General features: G+C 44.8%; 22 protein-coding genes. 12 read left to right on the top strand and 10 right to left on the bottom strand.

The window, feature by feature from the left end; all coding sequences use genetic code 11:
* The first annotated feature begins 124 nt into the window (after positions 1–124).
* From gshA to luxS, 3 genes are all read left to right on the top strand, one after another.
* A complete protein-coding gene (gene gshA, locus R2S67_RS10850) occupies positions 125–1,693 on the top strand; it encodes a glutamate--cysteine ligase (protein WP_046875082.1) in 1,569 nt (522 codons plus the stop codon).
* 24 nt (positions 1,694–1,717) lie between these two features.
* On the top strand, positions 1,718–2,323 hold the full coding sequence (locus R2S67_RS10845; RefSeq protein ID WP_170891673.1) for a hypothetical protein: 606 nt from the start codon (positions 1,718–1,720) through the stop codon (positions 2,321–2,323).
* Positions 2,324–2,407: 84 nt separating this feature from the next.
* Positions 2,408–2,926 (top strand): S-ribosylhomocysteine lyase, encoded by a 519-nt coding sequence (luxS, locus tag R2S67_RS10840; protein ID WP_005396698.1) that lies wholly within the window; start codon positions 2,408–2,410, stop codon positions 2,924–2,926.
* A gap of 119 nt (positions 2,927–3,045) precedes the next feature.
* On the opposite strand, the gene R2S67_RS10835 is transcribed toward luxS, so the two are convergent.
* Both R2S67_RS10835 and R2S67_RS10830 read right to left on the bottom strand, forming a co-directional pair.
* Entirely contained in the window at positions 3,046–4,314 is a 1,269-nt protein-coding gene (locus tag R2S67_RS10835; protein WP_005396696.1) for an HlyC/CorC family transporter, read from the bottom strand.
* Between the two features lie 124 nt (positions 4,315–4,438).
* Positions 4,439–5,233 carry an inner membrane protein YpjD gene (locus tag R2S67_RS10830; RefSeq protein WP_047008980.1) on the bottom strand — a complete coding sequence of 265 codons (795 nt, stop codon included), beginning with the start codon at positions 5,231–5,233 and terminating at the stop codon, positions 4,439–4,441.
* A gap of 224 nt (positions 5,234–5,457) precedes the next feature.
* Here R2S67_RS10830 and ffh point away from each other — a divergent pair, with 224 nt between their 5' ends.
* The 5 genes from ffh (at position 5,458) to rplS (ending at position 9,060) form a co-directional block, all read left to right on the top strand.
* Positions 5,458–6,840, top strand: coding sequence for a signal recognition particle protein (gene ffh, locus R2S67_RS10825; protein ID WP_005385423.1), 1,383 nt, complete (start codon positions 5,458–5,460; stop codon positions 6,838–6,840).
* 209 nt (positions 6,841–7,049) lie between these two features.
* Positions 7,050–7,298, top strand: coding sequence for a 30S ribosomal protein S16 (gene rpsP / locus R2S67_RS10820; protein ID WP_005379962.1), 249 nt, complete (start codon positions 7,050–7,052; stop codon positions 7,296–7,298).
* Positions 7,299–7,327: 29 nt separating this feature from the next.
* A complete protein-coding gene (gene rimM, locus R2S67_RS10815) occupies positions 7,328–7,876 on the top strand; it encodes a ribosome maturation factor RimM (RefSeq protein WP_005379964.1) in 549 nt (182 codons plus the stop codon).
* A 27-nt stretch (positions 7,877–7,903) separates the two neighbouring features.
* Entirely contained in the window at positions 7,904–8,665 is a 762-nt protein-coding gene (trmD, locus tag R2S67_RS10810) for a tRNA (guanosine(37)-N1)-methyltransferase TrmD (RefSeq protein WP_005396693.1), read from the top strand.
* Between the two features lie 41 nt (positions 8,666–8,706).
* Complete coding sequence (gene rplS, locus R2S67_RS10805) at positions 8,707–9,060, top strand: 50S ribosomal protein L19 (protein WP_005379971.1); 354 nt, start codon at positions 8,707–8,709, stop codon at positions 9,058–9,060.
* Positions 9,061–9,727: 667 nt separating this feature from the next.
* On the opposite strand, the gene yacG is transcribed toward rplS, so the two are convergent.
* The 8 genes from yacG to nadC all read right to left on the bottom strand — a co-directional run bounded on the left by yacG (position 9,728) and on the right by nadC (position 16,938).
* Positions 9,728–9,922 (bottom strand): DNA gyrase inhibitor YacG, encoded by a 195-nt coding sequence (gene yacG, locus R2S67_RS10800; RefSeq protein ID WP_005396692.1) that lies wholly within the window; start codon positions 9,920–9,922, stop codon positions 9,728–9,730.
* Between the two features lie 156 nt (positions 9,923–10,078).
* Positions 10,079–10,819, bottom strand: coding sequence for a cell division protein ZapD (zapD, locus tag R2S67_RS10795; protein ID WP_012841416.1), 741 nt, complete (start codon positions 10,817–10,819; stop codon positions 10,079–10,081).
* Between the two features lie 27 nt (positions 10,820–10,846).
* A complete protein-coding gene (gene coaE, locus R2S67_RS10790; RefSeq protein WP_047008979.1) occupies positions 10,847–11,461 on the bottom strand; it encodes a dephospho-CoA kinase in 615 nt (204 codons plus the stop codon).
* Positions 11,462–12,331, bottom strand: a complete 870-nt coding sequence (locus R2S67_RS10785; RefSeq protein ID WP_301578103.1) for a prepilin peptidase — start codon at positions 12,329–12,331, stop codon at positions 11,462–11,464.
* 64 nt (positions 12,332–12,395) lie between these two features.
* Entirely contained in the window at positions 12,396–13,619 is a 1,224-nt protein-coding gene (locus R2S67_RS10780; protein WP_074191781.1) for a type II secretion system F family protein, read from the bottom strand.
* 23 nt (positions 13,620–13,642) lie between these two features.
* Positions 13,643–15,328 (bottom strand): type IV-A pilus assembly ATPase PilB, encoded by a 1,686-nt coding sequence (gene pilB, locus R2S67_RS10775; RefSeq protein WP_301578102.1) that lies wholly within the window; start codon positions 15,326–15,328, stop codon positions 13,643–13,645.
* Complete coding sequence (locus R2S67_RS10770) at positions 15,328–15,789, bottom strand: prepilin-type N-terminal cleavage/methylation domain-containing protein (RefSeq protein ID WP_301578101.1); 462 nt, start codon at positions 15,787–15,789, stop codon at positions 15,328–15,330. The genes pilB and R2S67_RS10770 overlap by 1 nt, the downstream gene beginning before the upstream one ends.
* Positions 15,790–16,050: 261 nt before the next feature.
* Positions 16,051–16,938 (bottom strand): carboxylating nicotinate-nucleotide diphosphorylase, encoded by an 888-nt coding sequence (gene nadC / locus R2S67_RS10765; RefSeq protein ID WP_301578100.1) that lies wholly within the window; start codon positions 16,936–16,938, stop codon positions 16,051–16,053.
* Between the two features lie 92 nt (positions 16,939–17,030).
* Here nadC and ampD point away from each other — a divergent pair, with 92 nt between their 5' ends.
* The 4 genes from ampD (at position 17,031) to aceF (ending at position 23,379) form a co-directional block, all read left to right on the top strand.
* Entirely contained in the window at positions 17,031–17,582 is a 552-nt protein-coding gene (gene ampD / locus R2S67_RS10760) for a 1,6-anhydro-N-acetylmuramyl-L-alanine amidase AmpD (RefSeq protein ID WP_301578099.1), read from the top strand.
* A 405-nt stretch (positions 17,583–17,987) separates the two neighbouring features.
* Positions 17,988–18,755: a pyruvate dehydrogenase complex transcriptional repressor PdhR gene (gene pdhR / locus R2S67_RS10755; protein ID WP_005379989.1), complete on the top strand. Its 768-nt coding sequence runs from the start codon at positions 17,988–17,990 to the stop codon at positions 18,753–18,755.
* Positions 18,756–18,803: 48 nt separating this feature from the next.
* On the top strand, positions 18,804–21,467 hold the full coding sequence (gene aceE, locus R2S67_RS10750; protein WP_193447917.1) for a pyruvate dehydrogenase (acetyl-transferring), homodimeric type: 2,664 nt from the start codon (positions 18,804–18,806) through the stop codon (positions 21,465–21,467).
* Positions 21,468–21,486: 19 nt separating this feature from the next.
* Positions 21,487–23,379, top strand: coding sequence for a pyruvate dehydrogenase complex dihydrolipoyllysine-residue acetyltransferase (gene aceF / locus R2S67_RS10745; RefSeq protein ID WP_317343809.1), 1,893 nt, complete (start codon positions 21,487–21,489; stop codon positions 23,377–23,379).
* Positions 23,380–23,512: the final 133 nt, after the last annotated feature.

The raw sequence follows: 23,512 nt of genomic DNA, 5'->3' as shown, positions 1-23,512 counted from the left end.
CGCTATTCATCTAGATAAGCGACTTTTCGTGGGTTATTTATCTAGATGCATTAAATATCAATAACTTAGCTTACGCTTGTCCTTTGTGATAAGTGTCCTGCTCCCAATATAAGCGAACCTCATTTTGACTGATTTTGCTGCGCGACTAAAAAAAGTTGCATCAAACCCCGAAGTATTTAAGCAGTTTGGACGCGGTGTTGAGCGAGAAACTTTGCGCTATCGTCAGGATGGACATCTAGCAACAACACCTCATCCAGAGGGGTTAGGCTCAGCGTTCACAAACCAATGGATCACGACTGATTTTTCTGAATCATTGTTAGAGTTCATTACTCCTGTGTCACATGAAATTCCAGAACTGATGGCACAACTGAAAGATATCCATCACTTCACGCAGACAAAAATGGGTGAAGAAAAGATGTGGCCTCTTTCTATGCCATGTTATGTTGGCTCGGAAGAGGATATTCAGCTTGCTCAGTACGGCTCTTCGAATGCAGCAAAAATGAAAACCCTGTACCGAGAAGGTCTAAAACGCCGCTATGGCAGCCTGATGCAAATCATTTCAGGTGTGCATTTTAACTTCTCGTTCCCTGAGACATTTTGGGACGCGCTTTACGGCGAGCAAGATGAACAAGCCCGCCAAGATGCTAAGTCTGATGCCTACTTTGCGCTGATCCGTAACTATTACCGTTTTGGTTGGATGATTCCGTATTTCTTCGGCGCATCGCCAGCGTTATGCGGCTCTTTTATTCAAGGTCGTGAAACCGATCTGCCATTCGAAAAAATTGGCGGCACTTTGTATTTGCCGAAATCGACGTCTTTGCGTTTGAGCGATCTGGGCTACACCAATAGTGCGCAAAGTGTACTGAAAATTGGCTTTAACAGCATTGATCAGTATCTGGATGGTTTGAGCGATGCGATTCGTCACCCATCAGAAGAGTTTGCGAAAATAGGCGTCAAAGTGGACGGTGAATACCGCCAGCTTAATTCCAATATTTTACAAATTGAGAACGAGCTATACGCTCCAATTCGCCCGAAACGCGTGTCGAAAAGTGGTGAGAAGCCTTCAGATGCGTTACGACGCGGTGGGGTTGAGTACATTGAAGTTCGCTCTCTAGACGTTAACCCATTCAGCGCAGTGGGGTTGGATGAAGAGCAAGTACGATTCCTTGATCTCTTCCTGACTTGGGCGGCCTTGTCAGACTCGGATCCAATGGACAACTGTGAATTAGAGTGTTGGCGCGACAACTGGAACAAAGTCATTGTTTCTGGTCGTGAAAAAGGGCTAATGCTTCAAATTGGTTGCCAAGGTGAACGTCTATCTCTGCAAGATTGGGCGCATCGAGTGTTTGTCGAGCTGCGTCAGATAGCACAGCAAATGGATATGGCTGCTGGTGGCAGTGCATACCAAGATGTGTGTAATAAACTCGAGACATGGATTGATAACCCAGAACTAACGATTTCAGGTCAACTATTAGAGCTGACGAAAGAGCTTGGTGGGTTAGGTAAAGTCGGCTGTGCGCTTGGCATGAAGTACCGCGAGGAAAATCTAGCTCACGGTTATCAGTACTACTCGCAAGATACGATGGAAACGGAAGTGGCGTCGTCAGTAGAAAAGCAAAAGCAAGCGGAACAAAGTGACACGCTATCTTTTGATGATTTTTTGGAAGATTACTTTGCTTATCTGAAGCAGTAGTGAATAGGTAAAGGTTGGGTGGGATTGAACATTAAACCGTTAGTAGTATCGGTACTCGGAAGCATGTTACTTGCAGGTTGTGCCACGGCACCGCCAAAGCAGCAGAATAATTTATGTGAGATATTTCGAGAGAAATCCGGCTGGTATGATGATGCCAAAGATATGGAAGAAAAGTGGGGAACCCCCATTCATGTCGCTATGGCTATCATTAAACAAGAAAGCAGCTTTCGGCACGATGCGAAACCACCCAAAGACTATTTATTGGGATTTATCCCTTGGGGACGAGTCAGCAGTGCGTATGGTTACGCTCAAGCTCAAGATCCTGCTTGGGAAGATTTCCAAGATGCGACGGGTCAGGGCGGTTCTCGTACCAACTTTGATGATTCAATGATGTTTGTCGGTTGGTATACTCACGAAACGAGGCGCCAACTAGGGATTTCGTTATGGGACCCATACAGTCAATATCTGGCTTATCATGAAGGTCGAGGTGGGTACAAGCGAGGTACTTATAAGCGAAAGCCCAGCTTGCTCAAAGTCGCTCGACGTGTTGAACAAACTGCAAAAACTTATGGCTGGCAGCTGAAGCAATGTCGTCAGGAATTGGAAGACAACAGCAGCTGGTTCTTTTAACCCACAGCCTGTTTATGTGCTGTAGGGATGAATGACATTTATTCAGTACCGAGAGGTATTGGAGTTACAATCAGGAGAGATGTAATGCCTTTACTCGATAGTTTTACCGTGGACCACACTCGCATGAATGCACCGGCAGTGCGAGTGGCGAAGACCATGCAGACCCCAAAAGGGGACACGATTACTGTCTTCGATTTACGCTTTACCGCGCCAAACAAAGACATCCTTTCTGAAAAAGGTATTCATACACTAGAGCACCTTTATGCAGGCTTTATGCGCAATCATCTAAACAGCGATTCTGTTGAGATCATCGATATTTCGCCTATGGGTTGCCGCACGGGCTTTTACATGAGCCTGATTGGCACTCCATCAGAGCAGCAAGTAGCGGATGCTTGGATTGCGGCCATGGAAGACGTACTAAAGGTAGAAAGCCAGAACAAGATCCCTGAACTCAACGAATACCAATGTGGTACGGCAGCGATGCACTCTTTAGAAGAAGCACAACAAATCGCGAAGAGCATTTTGGATGCTGGTGTATCGGTGAACAAAAATGATGAACTTGCTTTGCCTGAATCGATGCTAAAAGAGCTGCGCATCGACTAGTTGCTAAAAACTTATCAAGAAGCATATTTATCCAGAACTAAAAAGAGCCTGACATGATCAGGCTCTTTTCTTTTTATTTCTTATCGTGAGTTTTTCTCATCGTGATTTGTAGATAGGGGCTATTTTTTCTTTTTAGGATAAACACGAACGAGCTTGATGCGGTTTTCTTCAATCTCAACAAGCTCCATTGGATGACCCGCCACTCTCACGCTTAAATGGCTCTCTGGAATATCTTCCAGGTGCTCTAAAATAAGACCGTTTAACGTTCTTGGGCCATCCGTTGGTAAATCCCATTTCAGGCCTTTGTTAATATCTCGGATATTGGTGCTGCCTTCAATGAGGAAGCTTCCGTCACCTTGAGGACTGATTTCATCAGAAAGGCTTGGAGAAATCGAGGTCGTGAATTCGCCAATGATCTCTTCCAGAATATCTTCCAATGTCACCAAGCCAATAATGTCGCCATACTCATCAACAATCAGACCAATACGCTGTTTGTTGCGTTGGAACTTTAACATTTGCACGTTCAGTGGCGTACCTTCCGGGATGTAATAGACTTCATCCGCAGCACGTAATAGCGTCTCTTTATTGAACTCGTTTTTTTCCAGCATCAGGCGGTAAGCTTCACGCAGGCGCAGCATGCCAACCACTTCATCAATTTGGTCACGATAAAAAACAATGCGTCCATGTGGTGAGTGGGTAAGCTGACGAACGATGGATTTCCAGTCATCATTAATATCGATACCGGTAATCTCATTGCGTGGCACCATGATGTCGTTCACAGTGACGTGCTCAAGATCCAAAATAGATACCAACATGTCTTGGTGTCGGCGAGGGATCAAGCCGCCAGCTTCGTTTACTACGGTACGCAGCTCATCGGAACTAAGATGGTCTTCTACTGAGTGATCGGCTTTTACGCCAAGTAAACGAATAAAGCCATTCGTAATAAAGTTAACGAGCATCACCAAAGGTGATAGTAACTTCATCAATATGGTCAGTAGGATACTGCTCGCGTAAGACACGCGTTCAGGGTACAGCGCTGCAATTGTTTTTGGGGTAACTTCAGCAAAAACCAATACAACCATAGTCAGTGCACCGGTCGCGATAGCGACACCTAAATCACCATACAAACGCATACCAATAATGGTCGCGATGGCGGACGCGAGAATATTAACGAGGTTGTTGCCGATAAGAATAAGACCAATCAAACGATCTGGACGGTCTAATAGCCTTTCGACTCGCTTAGCGCCTTTATGCCCATTTTTGGCTAAGTGCTTTAAGCGATAACGGTTCAGAGACATCATCCCTGTTTCTGAGCCGGAAAAGTAACCTGATATGACGATAAGACACGCGAGTAGCGCAAACAAGATACCCGTAGAGATGTCGTCCAAAACGTTGCTGTTCCTTGTAAGTATTGGGTTATATAACGGTTGAGTAAGTCCGTTAAGTCAAAGGGTTAAGGCGTACTGTATTTTATCTAGCCTAAAATATAAAGGATAGGAGCCCTAGAGCTCCTTAATTCAAGATGATTTCTTTAACAAAGCGACTGCCAAAATACGCCAGAGTTAACAGCGTAGCCCCTGCGACAGCGAACCAAGTAACTTTTCTACCACGCCAACCTTTTTGATAATGACCCCAAAGCAGTATTGAGTACACAATCCAAGCGATGAAAGAAAGAATTCCTTTATGCGCTTTACCTTGAGCAAACATATCCTGCACAAAGACAAAGCCAGTAATGAGCGTGCCAGTTAACAATAAGTTACCGATCAAAATGATTTTGAATAGCTGACGCTCTACCATTAATAAAGGCGGCAGGTTTGGGTTAATCGCCAAAGATTTTTTTGTTTTCAGTTTGTGATCCAACCAAGCCAGCTGAAGTGCGTAGAGTGCACCGATAGTTAAAGTTGCGTATGAGAACAGCGCAAAAGAAATGTGAATGAGTAGCTTAGGGTCATTCTCTAGGTGCTTGATAAACGTGCTTGGCAGAAATGTGGCAGCAGATAAATTGATGGCAGCAAAGCTATAAACGACAGGCAATAAAAACCACAACCGATTTTTCAACATAGCAAGGCTCATGACCAGAGAAATTATAAAACTGATCAAAGAGGCTACGTTGAGAATACTAAGGTTTTGACCTGCACCATCAAAAATCAGATCACTCAAAATCCACGCATGAAAAACAAGCGCACAGGCAGCACTAGCAAACACTGTTTTTGCTTTGATTCCTGACTGCTGTGAGAGTCCGGGTATGATGGTCGCAATCGCCAAAACATAAAGTATGGCGGCCGCGATGGCTATTAAGCTATCCATGAATCCTAAATATTATTGTGCACAATGAGGAAATTATACCTTGCATTACACTTTGGGGCTACGTTATATCCGACATCAATCGTGAGAGATGAGATATTGAAATTAATAAGTTACCGCACCATATAGAAATAGAGACAAGAATAGAGCAGCGGTACGGGTATGACTCAGACCTTGGCTAATGTATACTCACACTAATTAATCGCCATTTTAGCGAAGAGACAAAGATGTTTGAGAATTTAACGGATCGATTATCCAAAACGCTGAAAAATATCAGTGGCAAAGGTCGTCTGACCGAAGACAACATTAAAGAGACCCTACGTGAAGTACGAATGGCCTTACTTGAAGCTGACGTTGCGCTTCCGGTTGTTCGTGAATTTGTTAACCGCGTTAAAGAAAAAGCGGTAGGTGTAGAAGTTTCTAAATCTCTGACTCCAGGTCAGGAATTTATCAAGATCGTTCAAACAGAACTTGAAGCCGTAATGGGTGAGTCGAATGAGGCGCTAAACCTTGCCGCTCAACCACCTGCTGTGCTTCTTATGGCGGGTCTACAAGGTGCGGGTAAAACCACATCGGTAGGTAAGCTATCTAAGCTTTTAAAAGAACGTGACAAGAAGAAAGTCTTGGTTGTGTCTGCCGACGTTTACCGCCCTGCGGCAATCAAGCAGCTTGAAACGCTGGCATCAGACATCGGTGTTGACTTCTTCCCATCATCTCCAGACCAGAAGCCTATTGATATCGCCAATGCAGCGATTGACCATGCGAAGAAAAAATTCTACGACGTATTGATTGTCGATACCGCAGGTCGCTTGGCGATTGATGAAGAGATGATGGGGGAGATCAAAGATCTTCACGCAGCTATCAACCCAGTAGAAACGCTATTTGTTGTTGACGCTATGACGGGTCAAGACGCAGCAAATACAGCAAAAGCCTTTGGCGATGCGCTACCTCTTACCGGTGTGGTTCTAACTAAAGTTGATGGTGATGCTCGTGGTGGTGCAGCACTGTCAGTACGCCATGTAACGGGCAAACCAATCAAATTCTTGGGTGTCGGTGAAAAAACTGACGCGCTAGAACCGTTCCATCCAGATCGTGTTGCTTCACGTATTCTTGGTATGGGTGACGTTCTGTCTTTAATTGAAGACCTACAACGCAACGTTGACCAAGAAAAAGCAGAAAAGCTGGCGAAGAAGTTCAAAGAGAAGAAAGGTTTCGACCTTGAAGATTTCCGTGAACAGCTAGGCCAGATGCAAAACATGGGCGGCATGATGGGCATGATGGATAAGCTTCCTGGCATGTCTCAGCTACCAGACAATGTGAAAGACAAAGTCGATGACAAGATGTTCAAACAGATGGAAGCGATCATCAGCTCCATGACAATGAAAGAACGTCAACGCCCAGAGATTATCAAAGGCTCACGCAAGAAACGTATTGCGGCTGGTTCTGGTGTGCAGGTTCAAGACGTAAACCGCTTACTAAAACAGTTCACCCAAATGCAGAAGATGATGAAAAAGATGCAAAAAGGTGGCATGAAAGGCATGATGCGCAACATGCAAGGCATGATGGGCGGCATGGGTGGAGGCGGTGGCTTCAACCCATTTGGTCGTTAATTAATCGATCACGCATAGATTCAGGGTGTTAGGTACGTCACAAACTTTAAATTCAATTTATGTTGGTGAAAAAGTAACTAAACTCCTTGCATTGCTCCGGGAGAAGAGTAAAATTCCGGAGCTTTATTTTGGCACGAGACCCCAAACTATTTAATTTCTTGAATGGTTTTTGGGGTTAATTTTATTTTTGAGAAAGCAAAGAGGACGACATGGTAACCATTCGTTTGGCACGTCACGGCGCTAAAAAGCGTCCATTTTATCAAATCGTAGTAGCGGACAGCCGCAACGCTGCAACTGGCCGTTTCATCGAGAAAGTTGGTTTCTTCAACCCAACTGCTAAAGGTCAAGAAGAAGGTCTACGTCTAGACCTAGACCGCGTTAACCACTGGGTTGGTCAAGGCGCGTCTGTATCTGACCGCGTTGCTAAGCTAGTTAAAGACGCTCAAAAAGCGGCTTAATTTTTTACTTGAAAAGTAGAAACTAGTTTATGTCGATGAAAGGTAAAGAAACAATGAGCAACGAAAAGATTGTTGTAGGCAAGTTTGGTGCTACTTACGGCATTCGAGGTTGGCTTAAGGTTTTTTCCTACACAGACAATGCTGAAAGCATTTTCGATTACAGCCCTTGGTATATTAACCAAAAGGGCAAGTGGGTTGAGTACAAAGTAGAAAGTTGGAAGCGCCATAACAAAGGTATGGTGGCTAAGCTGGAAGGCATGGATGTTCGTGAAGATGCGCATCTAATGACGAACTTTGAAATTGCAATTGACCCTGCGGTACTTCCTGAATTGTCAGAAGATGAGTTCTACTGGCGCGAATTGTTTGGGATGCAAGTTGTAACCACTAAAGGTTACGATCTAGGTGTCGTTACTGACATGCTAGAAACTGGCTCAAACGATGTTCTGGTTGTTAAAGCAAATCTTAAAGATGCTTTCGGGCAGAAGGAACGATTAATCCCGTTCCTTGAAGAGCAAGTGATCATTAATGTTGATCGCGAAGCTCAACGGATCGAAGTTGACTGGGATCCTGGATTCTAATCTCCAAAATTACAGAGCGAGATAAACATGTGGGTTGGCGTTATTAGCCTTTTTCCAGAAATGTTCCGTTCTGTTACTGATTTTGGAGTAACAGGTCAAGCGGTTAAAAAAGGTCTTTTGTCGATTGAGACTTGGAATCCTAGAGATTTTACTCACGACAAACATCGCACTGTCGATGACCGACCTTACGGTGGTGGCCCTGGTATGTTAATGATGGTTCAGCCTTTGCGCGATGCCATTCATACCGCGAAGGCAGCCTCACCGGGCAAGACGAAAGTCATCTACCTTTCTCCTCAAGGTCGCAAGCTCGACCAGAAAGGAGTGGAAGAACTGGCAACGAATGAGAACTTGCTTCTGATTTGTGGTCGTTATGAAGGGGTAGATGAGCGCATCATTCAATCTGAAGTCGACGAAGAATGGTCGATTGGTGATTTTGTGATGACGGGTGGTGAGATACCAGCCATGACGTTAATCGATTCTGTCTCTCGGTTTGTTCCGGGTGTACTAGGGGATTTCGCGTCAGCAGAAGAAGACTCTTTTGCAAATGGCTTGTTAGATTGCCCTCACTATACGCGTCCAGAAGTATTGGATGACAAAGAGGTACCAGCGGTACTGATGTCAGGCAATCACAAGGACATTCGTCAATGGCGACTAAAACAGTCGCTGGGCCGAACTTGGCTTAGAAGACCAGAGCTCCTGGAAAACCTAGCTCTGACTGACGAACAGGAACAATTACTTGCCGAGTTTGTTAATGAACATAAAGTCATTAGTGAACATAACGCAAAGTAACCTAATTTATTTAGTATCAGTTTATTCTAGGAATTTAAAAAATGAGTAACATCATCAAAGCTCTTGAAGAAGAGCAAATGAAATCAGACCTACCTAAATTTGCACCAGGTGACACTGTTGTAGTTCAAGTTAAGGTAAAAGAAGGTGACCGTGAGCGTCTACAGGCTTTCGAAGGCGTTGTAATCGCAATCCGTAACCGTGGTCTACACTCTGCTTTCACTGTACGTAAAATCTCTAACGGTGAAGGTGTTGAGCGTACGTTCCAAACACACTCTCCAATCGTTGATAGCATCGAAGTTAAACGCCGTGGTGCAGTACGTCGTGCCAAGTTGTACTACCTACGTGAGCGTTCTGGTAAGTCTGCTCGTATCAAAGAGAAACTTGCTAAGAAGTAATGCTATAACTAGCGTTCTCATCTTAAACGGAGTCCTTTTAGGGCTCCGTTTTTTTATTTGTGTAATTAGCTTGCTCGTTTTCTTTTCACCCGACTTGTACTGTCGATGCTCATGCACTGGCATACTCTCCACTCTTCCGCCTTGCTCGAATAAAAATAGCTTTGCTAGATCATCAAAATAGTCAGAGTTGAAAAGAGGGGAATGAATACCGATTGCAGACCGCAATGGTTAAAATTCATCATTCTGGATAGCGACGAAGTAGCGGGATTCAGAATCTACTAGCCGAAAGCACTAGTGTTTAAGTCGTCAACTTCAGAAGTGTCCTTGCTGTGAGTGGATTCCTGATGTCGCTATGGTTCCTCGGAATGATGGCAAATGATGACCAAAGATTACAGGGCTCCGCGGTTAAAATTCGTCATTCTGGACAGCGACGAAGGAGCGTGATTCAGAATCTACTAGTCGAAAATGCAAGTGTTTAAGTTGTTAGCTTCATCCTTGCTGTGAGTAGATTCCTGATGTCGCTATGGCTCCTCGGAATGACGGCAAATGATGACCAAAGATTACAGGGCTCCGCGGTTAAAATTCTTCACTCTGGACAGCGACGACAGAGCGTGATTTAGACTCCCCAAGAAGGAGCCTAGGATATTCCTTTACCCTAGTGCCTCAATTAATACTGGTCTTCAGACCAGCCATCACTGTCGGACATATCGGGGGCGCCTGGGATGGTGTTTTCTTCATCTGCCCATTCACCAAAATCAATCATTTGGCATTGTTTACTGCAGAAAGGGCGATGAGGACTTTGTTCTCCCCATTCTACGTCGGCGCCACATTGTGGGCATTGAACGATGGTAATTTTAGACATAGTTGAGCGTCCCATTACTAATTGGTGTTAAAGGGTAGTATACCTAAATGAATTCAAGATGGCTTATTCAACGCGCTATTGCTGCTACGAAATTTTATCCAATATAAGCGCAATAAAGCGTTGAATTTTAGATTGTGGGGGAGGCTTAGTACCGTCTTAGCTGCACACAGCAAGTTCAAACTCAATATCTTGTGTGCACGCTTGACCGTTTTCAAACGACATAAACTTGATCGCAAAGCGGTTTTTATGGCCAGAAATCATAGGATAAACGCCATATTCCATTGGGATGTGGAGCCTTAGAATATTGGCTTCATCAGCGTCACTTTGGAAGAAACCCGCACGACCGATTTGAGCTTTGAAATGTCCGGTCTCTCTGGTGAGTTTCAACCATAGCGAAAGCGCATCAGATAAGGGCTTTAAGCTTACTTGCCACTGCTGTGCATCATGCTTTTTACGTTCAATGGGTAGGTGAAGCCAGTAATGTAACGCTGGCAAATCAAAACAACATGAACCACCCGGCAGATTAAAGCGTTGGCGGATAGAGCTTAAGAAGCGATCTTCTTTTAGTGCTTGACCAAAACGCTCTGCACCCATCAGTTGGCTATGAACGACATCTATCTCTTGTAGTAGGGTATTTAATGCGTCTTGATCGACGCCATCAACATTTAGCCAATGGCGGTACGACAGTCGTTGTTTCTCTAAATCTTTGGCCAGTTCACTTTTTAGCTGGATCTGTTCGAAGATTTCAACCATATCGAATAACGCACGGAAAAACAGTTGGTACTGGTGATTTTCGCTAAACCCAGAGGCCAAGTGAGCCTGACGCAGCAGAGACTCCACTCTTAGATAAATACGAGTTTTCTCATTTAACGGATGTTCAAATTTGTGCGTGGTCATCGACATAAGCCTTTGTGAGTTTCGTTCCTATTTTCGCAGATTTTTCTTACACATGGCTAGGTACTTTTCGTGCAAATCTGTGATTTGAAGCAAAAGATCTGGGTCACTTGGATTATTCTTAACCACATCGTCTGCAAGCGCGAGTCTTTGCTCTCTTGATGCTTGAGAGGCAAGGATAGCGCGAGCTTGTTCTTCACTCACATTGTCTCGTTTCATCGTGCGAGATATCTGTGTATTCGGTTCTACATCGACGACAAGAACTCGATCACACAAACTGTCTAGCTTGTTTTCTACGAGCAACGGCACCACAAGTAACGCATACTCTGAGGTGACTTGCTGCAAATCTTCGATCATCTTTTCACGAATTATCGGGTGCAACAGTGCGTTGAGCCATGCTTTTTCATCTGAGTTTGAAAAGATTTTCTCTCTCAGCTTTGCGCGATCTAAAGTTTGGTCTTCACGAACTATATCGTGACCAAAATGTTCAATAATCGCGTTTAGGCCGGGAGTGCCTGGCTCGACAACTTCTCTTGCTACAATGTCTGCATCGACGATATCGATTTTAAATTGTTGTTTGAACAGATTCGCGACGGTTGTTTTACCGCTAGCGATGCCACCTGTTAAACCAATAACCAAAGCCATTTACACTCCTAGAACTGAAGTAAAGTACCAGTTTAAAATCTGGTCGCCCCAAATTAAGCTTATCCAACCAGCAATTGCTAAGTAAGGACCGAAAGGGAAAGCTTTTTCAATTCCCTGTTTTTGCAAGCGTAGTTGAATGATGCCAAATACGATGCCAACCACAGAAGAAAGTAGAATGATCATCGGCAGTGACTGCCAGCCCAGCCAAGCCCCTAGTGCTGCTAGTAGTTTAAAATCACCATATCCCATTCCTTCTTTACCAGTAAGTAGCTTAAAGCCCCAGTAAACGGACCAGAGACATAGGTAACCAGCAATAGCACCAATGACAGAATCTTGTAGAGTAACAGGACTTATTTCGACTAATGCTAAGGCAATGCCAGCCCAAGTTAATGGTAATGTTAATTGGTCAGGTAACAACATAGTATCGAGATCGATAAATGTTGCGGCGATTAAGATAAAAGTGAAAAAGAGTAGGGCAACGGTAAAGTAACTAAAACCAAAGTGGTAAGCGACAAAGCCTGAGCAGAACGCAGTGAGCAGTTCAATCAGTGGATAGCGTGCGCTAATGGCTGTCTGACAGTTGTGGCATTTGCCTTTTAAAAGCAGCCAGCTAATCACAGGGATGTTGTCTCGAATTCGTATCGGCGTTGCGCACTTCTGACAGGAGGAGCGTGGGACGCTCAAGGTCAGCACTTCTTTAGGAGGTTCTATTTTGTATTCAGGAAATGACTCGGCACATTCGCGTCGCCATTCTAGTTCCATGATTTTAGGTAGTCGATAAATGACCACATTGAGGAAGCTACCCACGAGCAGACCGAAGATGGTGGCAAACACAACGAATAGCCAAGGGTAGTACTGGAATACTTCCATATTTGTCTCTTGAGCGATGAGTGAAATCAGCAAGATGCTGTTTTAAAGGAGTTAACAGCTCATTCTAGCCCAATACACTCATTAAGTTAAAGATTGGCAAGTACATTGCTGTCACTAATCCGCCAACAACGATGCCTAAAAAAACGATAATTAGCGGCTCTAGAATTTTACTAAGGTTGTCGACGGTGTTATCGACTTCAAACTCGTAGATCGTTGCAACTTTATTGAGCATATCGTCAAGTCGACCAGACTCTTCACCGATCATGACCATTTGTAACACTAATTCAGGGAACACATTACAGTTACGCATGGCAACATACATTGGCATACCTGCGGCGGTATCACGGTAAACTTCTTCTATGGCGAGTTGATAGTGTAAGTTTCCTGAGGTTTTTGATGTGGTTTTTAAACTGGTTAGAATTGGAATGCCTGCTGTAAAGCTCGTGGCGAGTGTTCGACTAAATTTGGCGATAGCGGCTTTTGATAATACGGGCCCAAGGACAGGAAATTTAAGCACAGAGCGATTGAGCATTAAGCGAAAAGAATCTGAACGCTTAGAGAGGATTCTCGCCGAGATGAATAGACTGATAGAGCCTAGTGCTATAAATGGGCTCCAGTTTTGTGTCCAGGCGGAAAGATCTAATACTTGCCTGGTAAACCAAGGTAAGTCAGCACCAAAACCAACAAACATTTTTTCAAACTCGGGAATGACTTTGGTGAGCATGATAAACGAGACGCCTAACGCTACTAGCACTACCATGGCTGGGTAAATCAAGGCTTTGATCACTTTCGCACGGAGTTGTTCATTTTTTTCTCGGTAGGTGGCTAAGCGCTCGAATACTTCTGCTAAGTTACCGGATTGCTCACCTGTGGCGATAAGGTCGGTATAGAGTGGGTCAAAGTGTTCACTTGCAGTGCGCATGGCTTTTGACATGGGTGTACCTGCCTCAACGGCGCGTGTCACGCTCATCAAAATGGATTTCATCTCTGCTTTTTTATGGTTTTCTGAGACCAATTTTAAAGCCTGAACTAAGGGCACACCGGTTATCAACATCGTCGAAATCTGACGGGTAAACACCGTGATGTCTCTGCCTTTCACGCGATGGCTGAGTTTAGTGAGAAACGAGATACTGCTCTTCTTTAACTTCTTGATCTTGATGTGTTGTGCGTCTAGACGCTCGCGTACTTCAATTTCTGTCATCGCGAGGGTTTGTCCAGACGTCTTTTTGCCTGAACTGTTGATGCCTTTCCAGCGGAAGTTTTTAAGTTGTGGTGTAGTGGTTTTCATAGAGGTGACTGCTGATTAAAGGATTAAAAATAAAGTACGCGCTGTAGTTCACTAAAACTTGTGATCCCTTGTTTGAGTTTTTCTATGCCCGACATTTGTAACGTGCTCATACCATTTGCGATGGCGAGTTTTTCTAGTTCATGTACCGAGGCGCCTTTAATAAGCGCTTCGGAAAGAAATTCATCAAAGCGCATTACTTCATAAATCCCCGTTCGGCCGGAATAACCATGGGTACACTCATTGCATCCATCGGGATTGGCTTTAAAAATGTTGTCGCTTGCTTGAATTCCGAGATGTTGTAGCTGAACGGTAAGCTCTTGTGATTGTTTGCAGTGCGAGCACAGTTTACGGGCTAAGCGCTGGGCAATAATCAAACTAAGAGATGAGGCCAAGTTAAAGCTTTCTACGCCCATGTTTGATAAACGAATAACCGTTTCAGCTGCAGAATTGGTATGTAAGGTTGAAAGTACTAAGTGACCGGTTTGCGATGCTTTTATGGCGATTTCCGCAGTGTCTAAGTCACGAATCTCACCGACCATTACTACATCGGGGTCTTGACGAAGAAAAGAGCGTAATGCCTCTGCGAAGCCAAAGCCGATCTTGGGCTGTACTTGTACTTGGTTAATGCCCGATAAGTTAATTTCTACCGGATCTTCTGCTGTGGAAATGTTGATTTCTGGCTTATTGAGAATACTCAGCCCAGTGTACAGAGAAACGGTTTTTCCGCTCCCGGTAGGGCCTGTCATCAGAATCATGCCTTGTGGGCGACGCAGCGCATCCAAGTACAATTGTTTTTGTTGTTCGCTATAACCAAGCTTGTCGATATCCAGTGACGCAGAGCTGCTGTCGAGCAGTCGTAATACAATTTTCTCTCCGAATAGAGTCGGTAGCGTGGATACACGCATATCAATCGCGGTGTCTTGATTCAACTTGAGCTTAATACGCCCATCTTGTGGTAAACGTCGCTCTGCAATATCAAGCTTAGAGAGGATTTTGATACGAGCGGATAAGCGGCGACTTAAGTGGCTTGGTGGCTGCTGTGTTTCAATTAAGATGCCATCACAGCGTAGGCGAACGCGGTACATCTTTTCATAAGGTTCAAAGTGGATATCGGATGCGCCTTTGCGCACAGCGTCCAACAGAATTTGGTTGATATAACGACTAACAGGAGATTCGTCTTGGCTCAAGTCTTCAATGTTGTCGATTTCATCTGCGCCCACGTCAACCAGATTGGCTAACTCTTCTTGGTTGATCTCTTTTAATCCGGACTTCTCATGGCTCAATGAACGACCATATAAGCGTCGAATTGCCGCGCTGAGTTGACGAAAATCCGCCAAGACCAGTTCAATCTGTAAACCAGTGGCAAAGCGGAAATCGTCTTCTGCTTGTTGGTTCGTGGGGTCGGCAACGGCGAGTAATAACGTTGAAGTCGTGCGGTGGAGTGGGAGTGCGTTATGTCGAGTGATTAATTCACGTAGACCGAGTTGTTGACAAAGCGAAGCGTACTCATACTGAGATAACTCGGGCTGACTCAAACCAAAGAGAGAACTTAAGTGATCAGCTAGCTCACTTGACGTGAAGAATCCAGAACTGAGTAAAGCTTCCGGCATCGAAATGCCAGAAGCTTTGACTTGCTCTATTAACGATTCTTCTTGGGAAAATGTTAGTAACCCTTTTTGGCGAAGAACGGTGGAGAGGTTGGTGTGCATTAGTTTTTCGGGCACCAATCAGCAACGTTAGCTGTCTGACTACCGCCATTAGCGCAATCTACAGTCCAAGTTACTCCAGCCGTTGTCAAGGACGGGGTGATTTCAATTGTATCACCTGCAACTAGTTTTCCTTTTGTTTTACCTGTATCTACAATTGCTTTTATCGTAGGCAGAGCACTACTAGTACCACCATCAGCTTTAACAGTGAAGCTGCCTAGGTTTTGGGCTAAAGGTACACCACCATTACCTGAGTTACAGTTTGAACTGCCATTTATAATACAGATACCTAACGATGTTTTCATCGCTGAGGAAGCGCTTAGCATTTCACTAGCATGCGCTTTCATGGTGTAATTTTGATATGCAGGCACGGCAAATGCGGCCAAAATACCAATAATCGCCACCACAATCATTAATTCAATCAGAGTAAAACCCTGTTGTTTGTTTTGTTTACTGTTTTTCATTTTTAACCCTTTCCTAAAAATTAATAATGCTCTTGCATTAGCGAAAGATTATGGAGAGTTAAGGTGGGTTGAAAATGGGGAAGAGATGGGCTCTCGAGTGAGATAAAACTCTTTGGTGAAAAGTTGCATATCGCATGCAGAGTTTTGCGAGTAGTGCTATTTTTTAGTGGATAAAAAGAAAGGACCTATTGGCCCTTTTTAATGATGAATTACTCACAACTCACTGAGTTAGTTGAAGTAATTTAGATTGTGTTGCTTTTATTATTTGAAGCGCATCGAAAGATCCATCGCTTTTAGATGCTTAGTCAACGCGCCTACCGAAATGTAATCGACACCGGTTTCTGCGTATTCTGCGATGGTCTCTAGCGTAATGTTGCCGGAGTTTTCTAAAGCGGCACGACCTGCGTTAATCGCTACGGCTTCACGCATCATTTCTTTTGTGAAGTTATCTAGCATGATGATGTCGGCACCAGCGTCTATCGCTTGTTTCAACTCTTCTAAGCTTTCCGTTTCTACTTCTACCGGTTTGCCTGGGTTAAGCTCTTTCGCTTTTTGGATGGCTTGAGTGATGCCACCACAAGCAATAATGTGGTTTTCTTTAATGAGGTAAGCATCGAACACGCCGATGCGATGGTTAAAGCCACCACCGCACGTCACGGCGTATTTTAGTGCGCTACGCAGACCTGGAATGGTTTTGCGTGTGTCTAGTAGACGACACTCAGTATGCGCGATTTTTTCAGCGTACTCTGCGGTAACTGTTGCGCAGCCAGACAGCGTTTGGATGAAGTTCATTGCGTTACGCTCACCAGTCAACAAGTCACGAGCAGGGCCTGTCAGAGTACAAAGGTTTTGGTTTGGTTCGACTTTATCGCCGTCCTTTACGTGCCATTCAATGCTGACCTTACCACCGAGCTGCTTAAAAACTTCATCAGCCCATGCTTGACCACAGAACACACCATGCTCACGAGTAATAATCGTTGCGGTATTAACCGCATCGGCAGGGATCAAAGATGCAGTAATATCGTTATCTGCGTCGACACTGCCACCTAGATCTTCTTTTAAGGTATCAGCGACAGAGCGAGTGATCTCTAAAGGGAGTTGTTGTTTAAGGTATTCTAGGCGTTCTTGAATGTTGTGTGTGTTCTTCATCGCAAATCTTGTCTTGAAAGGGAGATGGCAACGAATGATACTCTCCGGTGTCAATAATTTCAGCAGTTAATTTGCAAAGTAGAGAGGTTGATATGCGCCCAATTATCGAGAATGGCTGGCTGACACAGGCAAAGCATGTTCCGTCACCATTTTTTGATGTCCGCTCTGATATAAACGACATCTCTCTGCTGGTGGTACACAACATCAGTTTGCCTCCTGGGCAGTTTGGTGGACCATATATAGAGGACTTCTTCACTGGCAAGCTAGACCCAAACGCACATCCATTTTTTGAAGTTATTCACAAAATGGGCGTTTCTGCACATTGCTTGATTAAGAGAAACGGCGAGGTTGTTCAATTTGTTTCTTTTCTCGATAGAGCATGGCATGCCGGTCAATCCAGTTTTGCGGGCAGGGAGCGTTGTAATGACTATTCCATTGGTATCGAGCTTGAAGGGACAGAGTTTACTGCCTACACAGAAGCGCAATATCAATCACTTGTAGAGATCACTGAGGTGATTATGCAGTCTTATCCCCACATCACCCTGCCACGAATTACTGGTCATCAATATATTGCGCCCTTGAGAAAAAGCGATCCTGGTCTAAGCTTTGATTGGGTGAAATATAGACAACTTATACAGCGTTGATTTGTAGCGAAAGTGTAAATTCAAAAAAGCGAAATAAATAAGGCATACGATCAGGTATGCCTTTTTTTGATACCAGAAATATTAATGATTGTTAAAAATTAACTACATTTTTACGCTCGTATACGCCGTTTTGGTGAAGAAGTAGACTGATAATTTTGTCATTTTCTGTATTTCTTTTCCAAAATTGCTAGCACGTCGACTTCCCATTTGTATGCTTTATGTAATTGGTCATACCAATTCTATTGCTGTTTTAACAGTCGATTGTTATCAGAGTGTTGGAAGTAAGCTCGTTCTATGATTTAGGTCAATTTTCGGCTGGACAGTGGCGTTTTAATTATGTTAATTTCTGCACCAACTTAAAATTGGTATTACCAATTACCTGCAAGAGTAGAAGAACAATAAATTATGGCTTATCAAAGGATTCGTCAGCCAAAACTCTCTGATGTTATAGAACAAGAGTTAGAAAGGTTGATAGTGGAAGGAACATTGTCTCCGGGGCAACAACTGCCTCCAGAGCGTGAACTGGCAAAACAGTTCGATGTGTCTCGTCCTTCAGTCCGAGAAGCCATTCAACGCTTGGAAGCGAAGCGTTTGTTGACTCGTCGCCAAGGTGGCGGAACATTCGTAAGTGAGAATATCTGGAAGAGCTTTTCAGATCCCTTGTTGAATTTGTTGTCTAGTCATTCTGAAACCCAGCTTGATGTGCTTGAGTCTCGTCATGCGATGGAAGGAATTTCAGCCTACTTTGCAGCTTTACGTGGTACCGAAGAAGATTTTGCGCGTATTCAAGGTTGCCTTGAGCGCATTAGCCAAGAGCAAGCAAACAACGATATCGAAGCTGAATCTGCGGAAGTAATGCAATTTTTGATCGCTTTGACAGAAGCCGCGCACAACGTGGTTTTGTTGCACATTGTTCGAAGCTTAGCACCTTTGCTTGAGCAAAATATTCTACAAAATTTTAAATTACTACGTCGCCGCCCAGAAGCGGTCGAGAAAGTCAGTAAACACCGAGCCAATATCGTGGATGCGATTGTTTCTGGTCAGCCTGAAAAGGCGCGAGAAATGTCCCACTCGCACTTGGCTTACATCGAAGAAACATTGTTGGATTTGACTCGAGAAGAGTCTCGACGAGAGCGTTCTCTACGTCGAATTCAGCAGGGTAATGACTCGTAAGAGCGTTACTTAAATAAGTAGATCCAACCAACAGAAGGATAGATCGCCATGTCTGATATGAAGCATGACGTAGATGCACTGGAAACTCAAGAATGGCTACAAGCGCTTGAGTCAGTTGTACGTGAAGAAGGTCTAGAGCGTGCTCAATTCCTATTAGAGCAAGTTCTAGATAAAGCACGTCTAGACGGTGTTGATATGCCAACAGGTATCACAACTAACTACATCAACACGATTCCTGCAGACCAAGAACCAGCATACCCAGGTGACACAACACTTGAGCGTCGTATTCGCTCAATTATTCGTTGGAACGCTATCATGATCGTTCTACGTGCATCTAAGAAAGACCTAGAGCTAGGCGGCCACATGGCGTCTTTCCAGTCTTCTGCTGCGTTCTACGAGACATGTTTCAACCACTTCTTCCGTGCGCCAAACGAGAAGGACGGTGGCGACCTAGTTTACTACCAAGGTCACATTTCACCAGGTATCTACTCACGTGCATTCGTTGAAGGTCGTCTAACTGAAGAGCAGCTAGACAACTTCCGTCAAGAAGTAGACGGCAAAGGTATTCCTTCATACCCGCACCCTAAACTGATGCCTGAATTCTGGCAGTTCCCGACAGTATCGATGGGCCTAGGTCCAATCGCTTCTATCTACCAAGCTCGTTTCCTTAAGTACCTAGAAGGCCGTGGTCTTAAAGATACTTCAGAGCAGCGCGTTTACGCGTTCCTAGGTGACGGTGAGATGGATGAGCCAGAATCACGTGGTGCTATCTCTTTCGCTGCGCGTGAGAAACTAGACAACCTATGTTTCCTAATCAACTGTAACCTACAGCGTCTAGATGGCCCTGTAATGGGTAACGGTAAGATCATTCAAGAACTTGAAGGTCTGTTCAAAGGTGCTGGTTGGAACGTAGTGAAAGTAATCTGGGGTAACAACTGGGATTCACTACTAGCTAAAGATACTTCTGGTAAGCTTCTACAGCTTATGAACGAAACGATCGATGGCGACTACCAAACATTCAAATCAAAAGATGGCGCTTACGTACGTGAGCACTTCTTTGGTAAGTACCCAGAGACAGCGGCACTTGTTGCTGACATGACTGATGACGAAATCTTCGCACTTAAGCGTGGTGGTCACGAGTCTTCTAAGCTATACGCGGCATACAAAAACGCGGCAGAAACTAAAGGTCGTCCAACAGTAATCCTAGCTAAGACTGTTAAAGGTTACGGCATGGGTGAAGCGGCTGAAGGTAAGAACATCGCGCACCAAGTTAAGAAGATGGACATGACTCACGTACTACACCTACGTGATCGTCTAGGTCTTCAAGACATCCTAACTGACGAAGCTGTGAAAGAACTTCCGTACCTGAAACTTGAAGAAGGTTCAAAAGAGTACGAATACCTACACGCTCGTCGTAAAGCGCTACACGGCTACACACCACAGCGTCTACCAAAATTCACTCAAGAATTCATCGTTCCTGAGCTAGAAGAATTCAAGCCACTACTAGAAGAACAGAAGCGTGATATCTCTTCTACTATGGCATTCGTACGTGCACTAAACGTTCTACTTAAGAACAAGAACATTGGTAAGAACATCGTTCCTATCATTGCTGACGAAGCGCGTACATTCGGTATGGAAGGTCTGTTCCGTCAAATCGGTATCTACAACCCGCACGGTCAAACTTACACACCAGAAGACCGTGGCGTTGTCTCTTACTACAAAGAAGCGACTTCAGGTCAGGTTCTACAAGAAGGTATCAACGAGCTAGGTGCTATGTCTTCATGGGTTGCTGCTGCGACTTCATACTCGACAAACGACCTACCAATGATTCCGTTCTACATCTACTACTCAATGTTCGGCTTCCAACGTGTTGGCGACATGGCGTGGATGGCTGGTGACCAACAAGCACGTGGTTTCCTACTAGGTGCAACTGCGGGTCGTACAACGTTGAACGGTGAAGGTCTACAGCACGAAGACGGCCACTCGCACATTTTGGCGGGTACGGTTCCTAACTGTATTTCTTACGACCCAACATTCGCGTACGAAGTAGCAGTAATCATGCAAGACGGTATCCGTCGCATGTACGGTCCAGAACAAGAAAACGTGTTCTACTACCTAACGCTAATGAACGAAAACTACGCAATGCCAGCAATGCCAGAAGGCGCTGAAGAAGGCATCCGTAAAGGTATCTACAAGCTAGAAACTTACACGGGCGACAACGCGAAAGTTCAGCTAATGAGCTCTGGTACTATCATGAATGAAGTACGTAAAGCAGCTCAAATCCTAAGCGAAGATTACGGTGTTGCTTCTGATGTTTACTCGGTAACGTCATTCAACGAACTAACTCGCGATGGCCAAGATGCAGAGCGTTTCAACATGCTTCACCCAGAAGCGGAAGCGAAAGTACCTTACATCCAAACAGTAATGGGTACTGAGCCTGCTATCGCAGCAACTGACTACATGAAGAACTACGCAGAGCAGGTTCGTGCATACATTCCTGCTGAGTCTTTCAAAGTTCTTGGTACTGATGGCTTCGGTCGTTCAGACAGCCGTGAAAACCTACGTCGTCACTTCGAAGTGAACGCAGGTTACGTAGTAGTAGCAGCGCTAACTGAACTAGCGAAACGTGGCGAAGTTGAGAAATCTGTAGTTGCAGAAGCAATTAAGAAATTCGACATCGACACAGAGAAAACAAACCCGCTATACGCTTAATTAAGAAGGTAGATAAGAAATGGCAATCGAAATTAATGTACCAGACATCGGTGCGGATGAGGTTGAAGTTACTGAGATTCTTGTAAGCGTTGGCGACAAGGTTGAAGAAGAGCAGTCTCTGATCACAGTTGAAGGCGATAAAGCTTCTATGGAAGTTCCTGCTTCTCAAGCGGGTATCGTTAAAGAAATCAAAGTTGCAGAAGGCGACAAGGTTTCTACTGGTTCTCTAATCATGATTTTCGAAGCCGAGGGTGCAGCTGACGCTGCACCTGCTCCTGCGGCAGAAGCAGCTCCAGCAGCAGCTCCAGCTCCAGCAGCAGCGGCAGAACTAAAAGAAGTTCACGTACCAGACATCGGTGGTGATGAAGTAGAAGTTACTGAAATCATGGTTGCTGTTGGCGACAGCATCGAAGAAGAGCAATCTCTTCTAACTGTTGAAGGCGACAAAGCTTCTATGGAAGTTCCAGCGCCATTCGCAGGTATTCTAAAAGAGATCAAAGTTGCAGCAGGCGATAAAGTATCGACTGGCTCACTTATCATGGTGTTCGAAACAGCAGGTTCAGGTGCCCCAGCAGCACCAGCAGCAGTAGAAGCACCAGCGGCAGCAGCTCCAGCAGCGTCTGCGGCAAAAGAAGTGAACGTTCCAGATATCGGCGGCGACGAAGTTGAAGTTACTGAGATCATGGTTGCCGTTGGCGACACAGTGGAAGAAGAGCAATCTCTAATCACTGTTGAAGGTGACAAAGCTTCTATGGAAGTTCCTGCACCATTTGCTGGTACGGTTAAAGAAATCAAGATTGCAGCTGGTGACAAAGTGTCTACTGGCTCACTAATCATGGTATTCGAAGTGGCGGGCGCAGCACCTGCTCCTGCAGCGGCTCCAGCTCAAGCGGCAGCACCTGCAGCTCCAGCTCCTAAAGCAGAAGCTCCAGCGGCAGCAGCTCCAGCAGCGACTGGCGATTTCAAAGAAAACGATGAGTACGCTCATGCGTCTCCAGTTGTTCGTCGTCTAGCGCGTGAGTTTGGCGTTAATCTTTCTAAGGTTAAAGGTTCTGGTCGTAAGAGCCGTATCCTAAAAGAAGACGTTCAAGCTTACGTGAAAGATGCACTTAAGCGTCTTGAGTCTGGCGCAGGTGCAGCAGCATCTGGCAAAGGCGACGGCGCGGCTCTTGGTCTACTACCATGGCCAAAAGTGGACTTCAGCAAGTTTGGTGAGACAGAAGTTCAACCGCTATCTCGCATTAAGAAGATCTCTGGCGCTAACCTACACCGTAACTGGGTAATGATCCCGCACGTTACACAGTGGGATAACGCAGACATCACGGCTCTTGAAGCATTCCGTAAAGAGCAAAACGCGATTGAAGCGAAGAAAGACACTGGCATGAAGATCACACCACTTGTGTTCATCATGAAAGCGGTAGCTAAAGCGCTTGAAGCGTTCCCAGCGTTCAACTCTTCTCTATCAGAAGACGGTGAGAGCCTAATTCTGAAGAAATACGTGAATGTTGGTATCGCGGTAGATACACCAAACGGTCTAGTTGTTCCTGTATTTAAAGATGTGAACAAGAAAGGCATCTACGAGCTATCTGAAGAGCTAATGGCTGTTTCTAAGAAAGCACGTGCTGGTAAGCTAACTGCGGCAGACATGCAAGGTGGCTGTTTCACTATCTCTAGCCTAGGCGGTATCGGCGGTACGGCGTTTACTCCAATCGTAAACGCGCCAGAAGTTGGTATCCTAGGTGTGTCTAAGTCAGAAATGAAACCGGTATGGAACGGTAAAGAGTTCGAACCGCGTCTACAACTTCCACTATCTCTATCATACGACCACCGTGTGATCGATGGTGCTGAAGGTGCGCGCTTCATCACTTACCTAAACTCATGTCTATCTGACATTCGTCGTCTAGTTCTGTAATAGAAATTAGATGAATGAGAGGCGGCAACTTAGCCGCCTCTGCTAATCATAATTACCGACAATTTGGTTATCAGCCTTGCTTCGTTCAGGGTTTTCACAATCGAATTGTTGTCTAGCTCACAGGCTAAATTGA

Origin of the sequence: Vibrio sp. T13N (assembly GCF_032970445.1) — a bacterium.
Classification (GTDB): Bacteria; Pseudomonadota; Gammaproteobacteria; order Enterobacterales; family Vibrionaceae; genus Vibrio; species Vibrio diabolicus.
The sequence above is the reverse complement of the archived record's forward strand: the minus strand, read 5'-3'. Positions and strand labels throughout refer to the sequence as shown.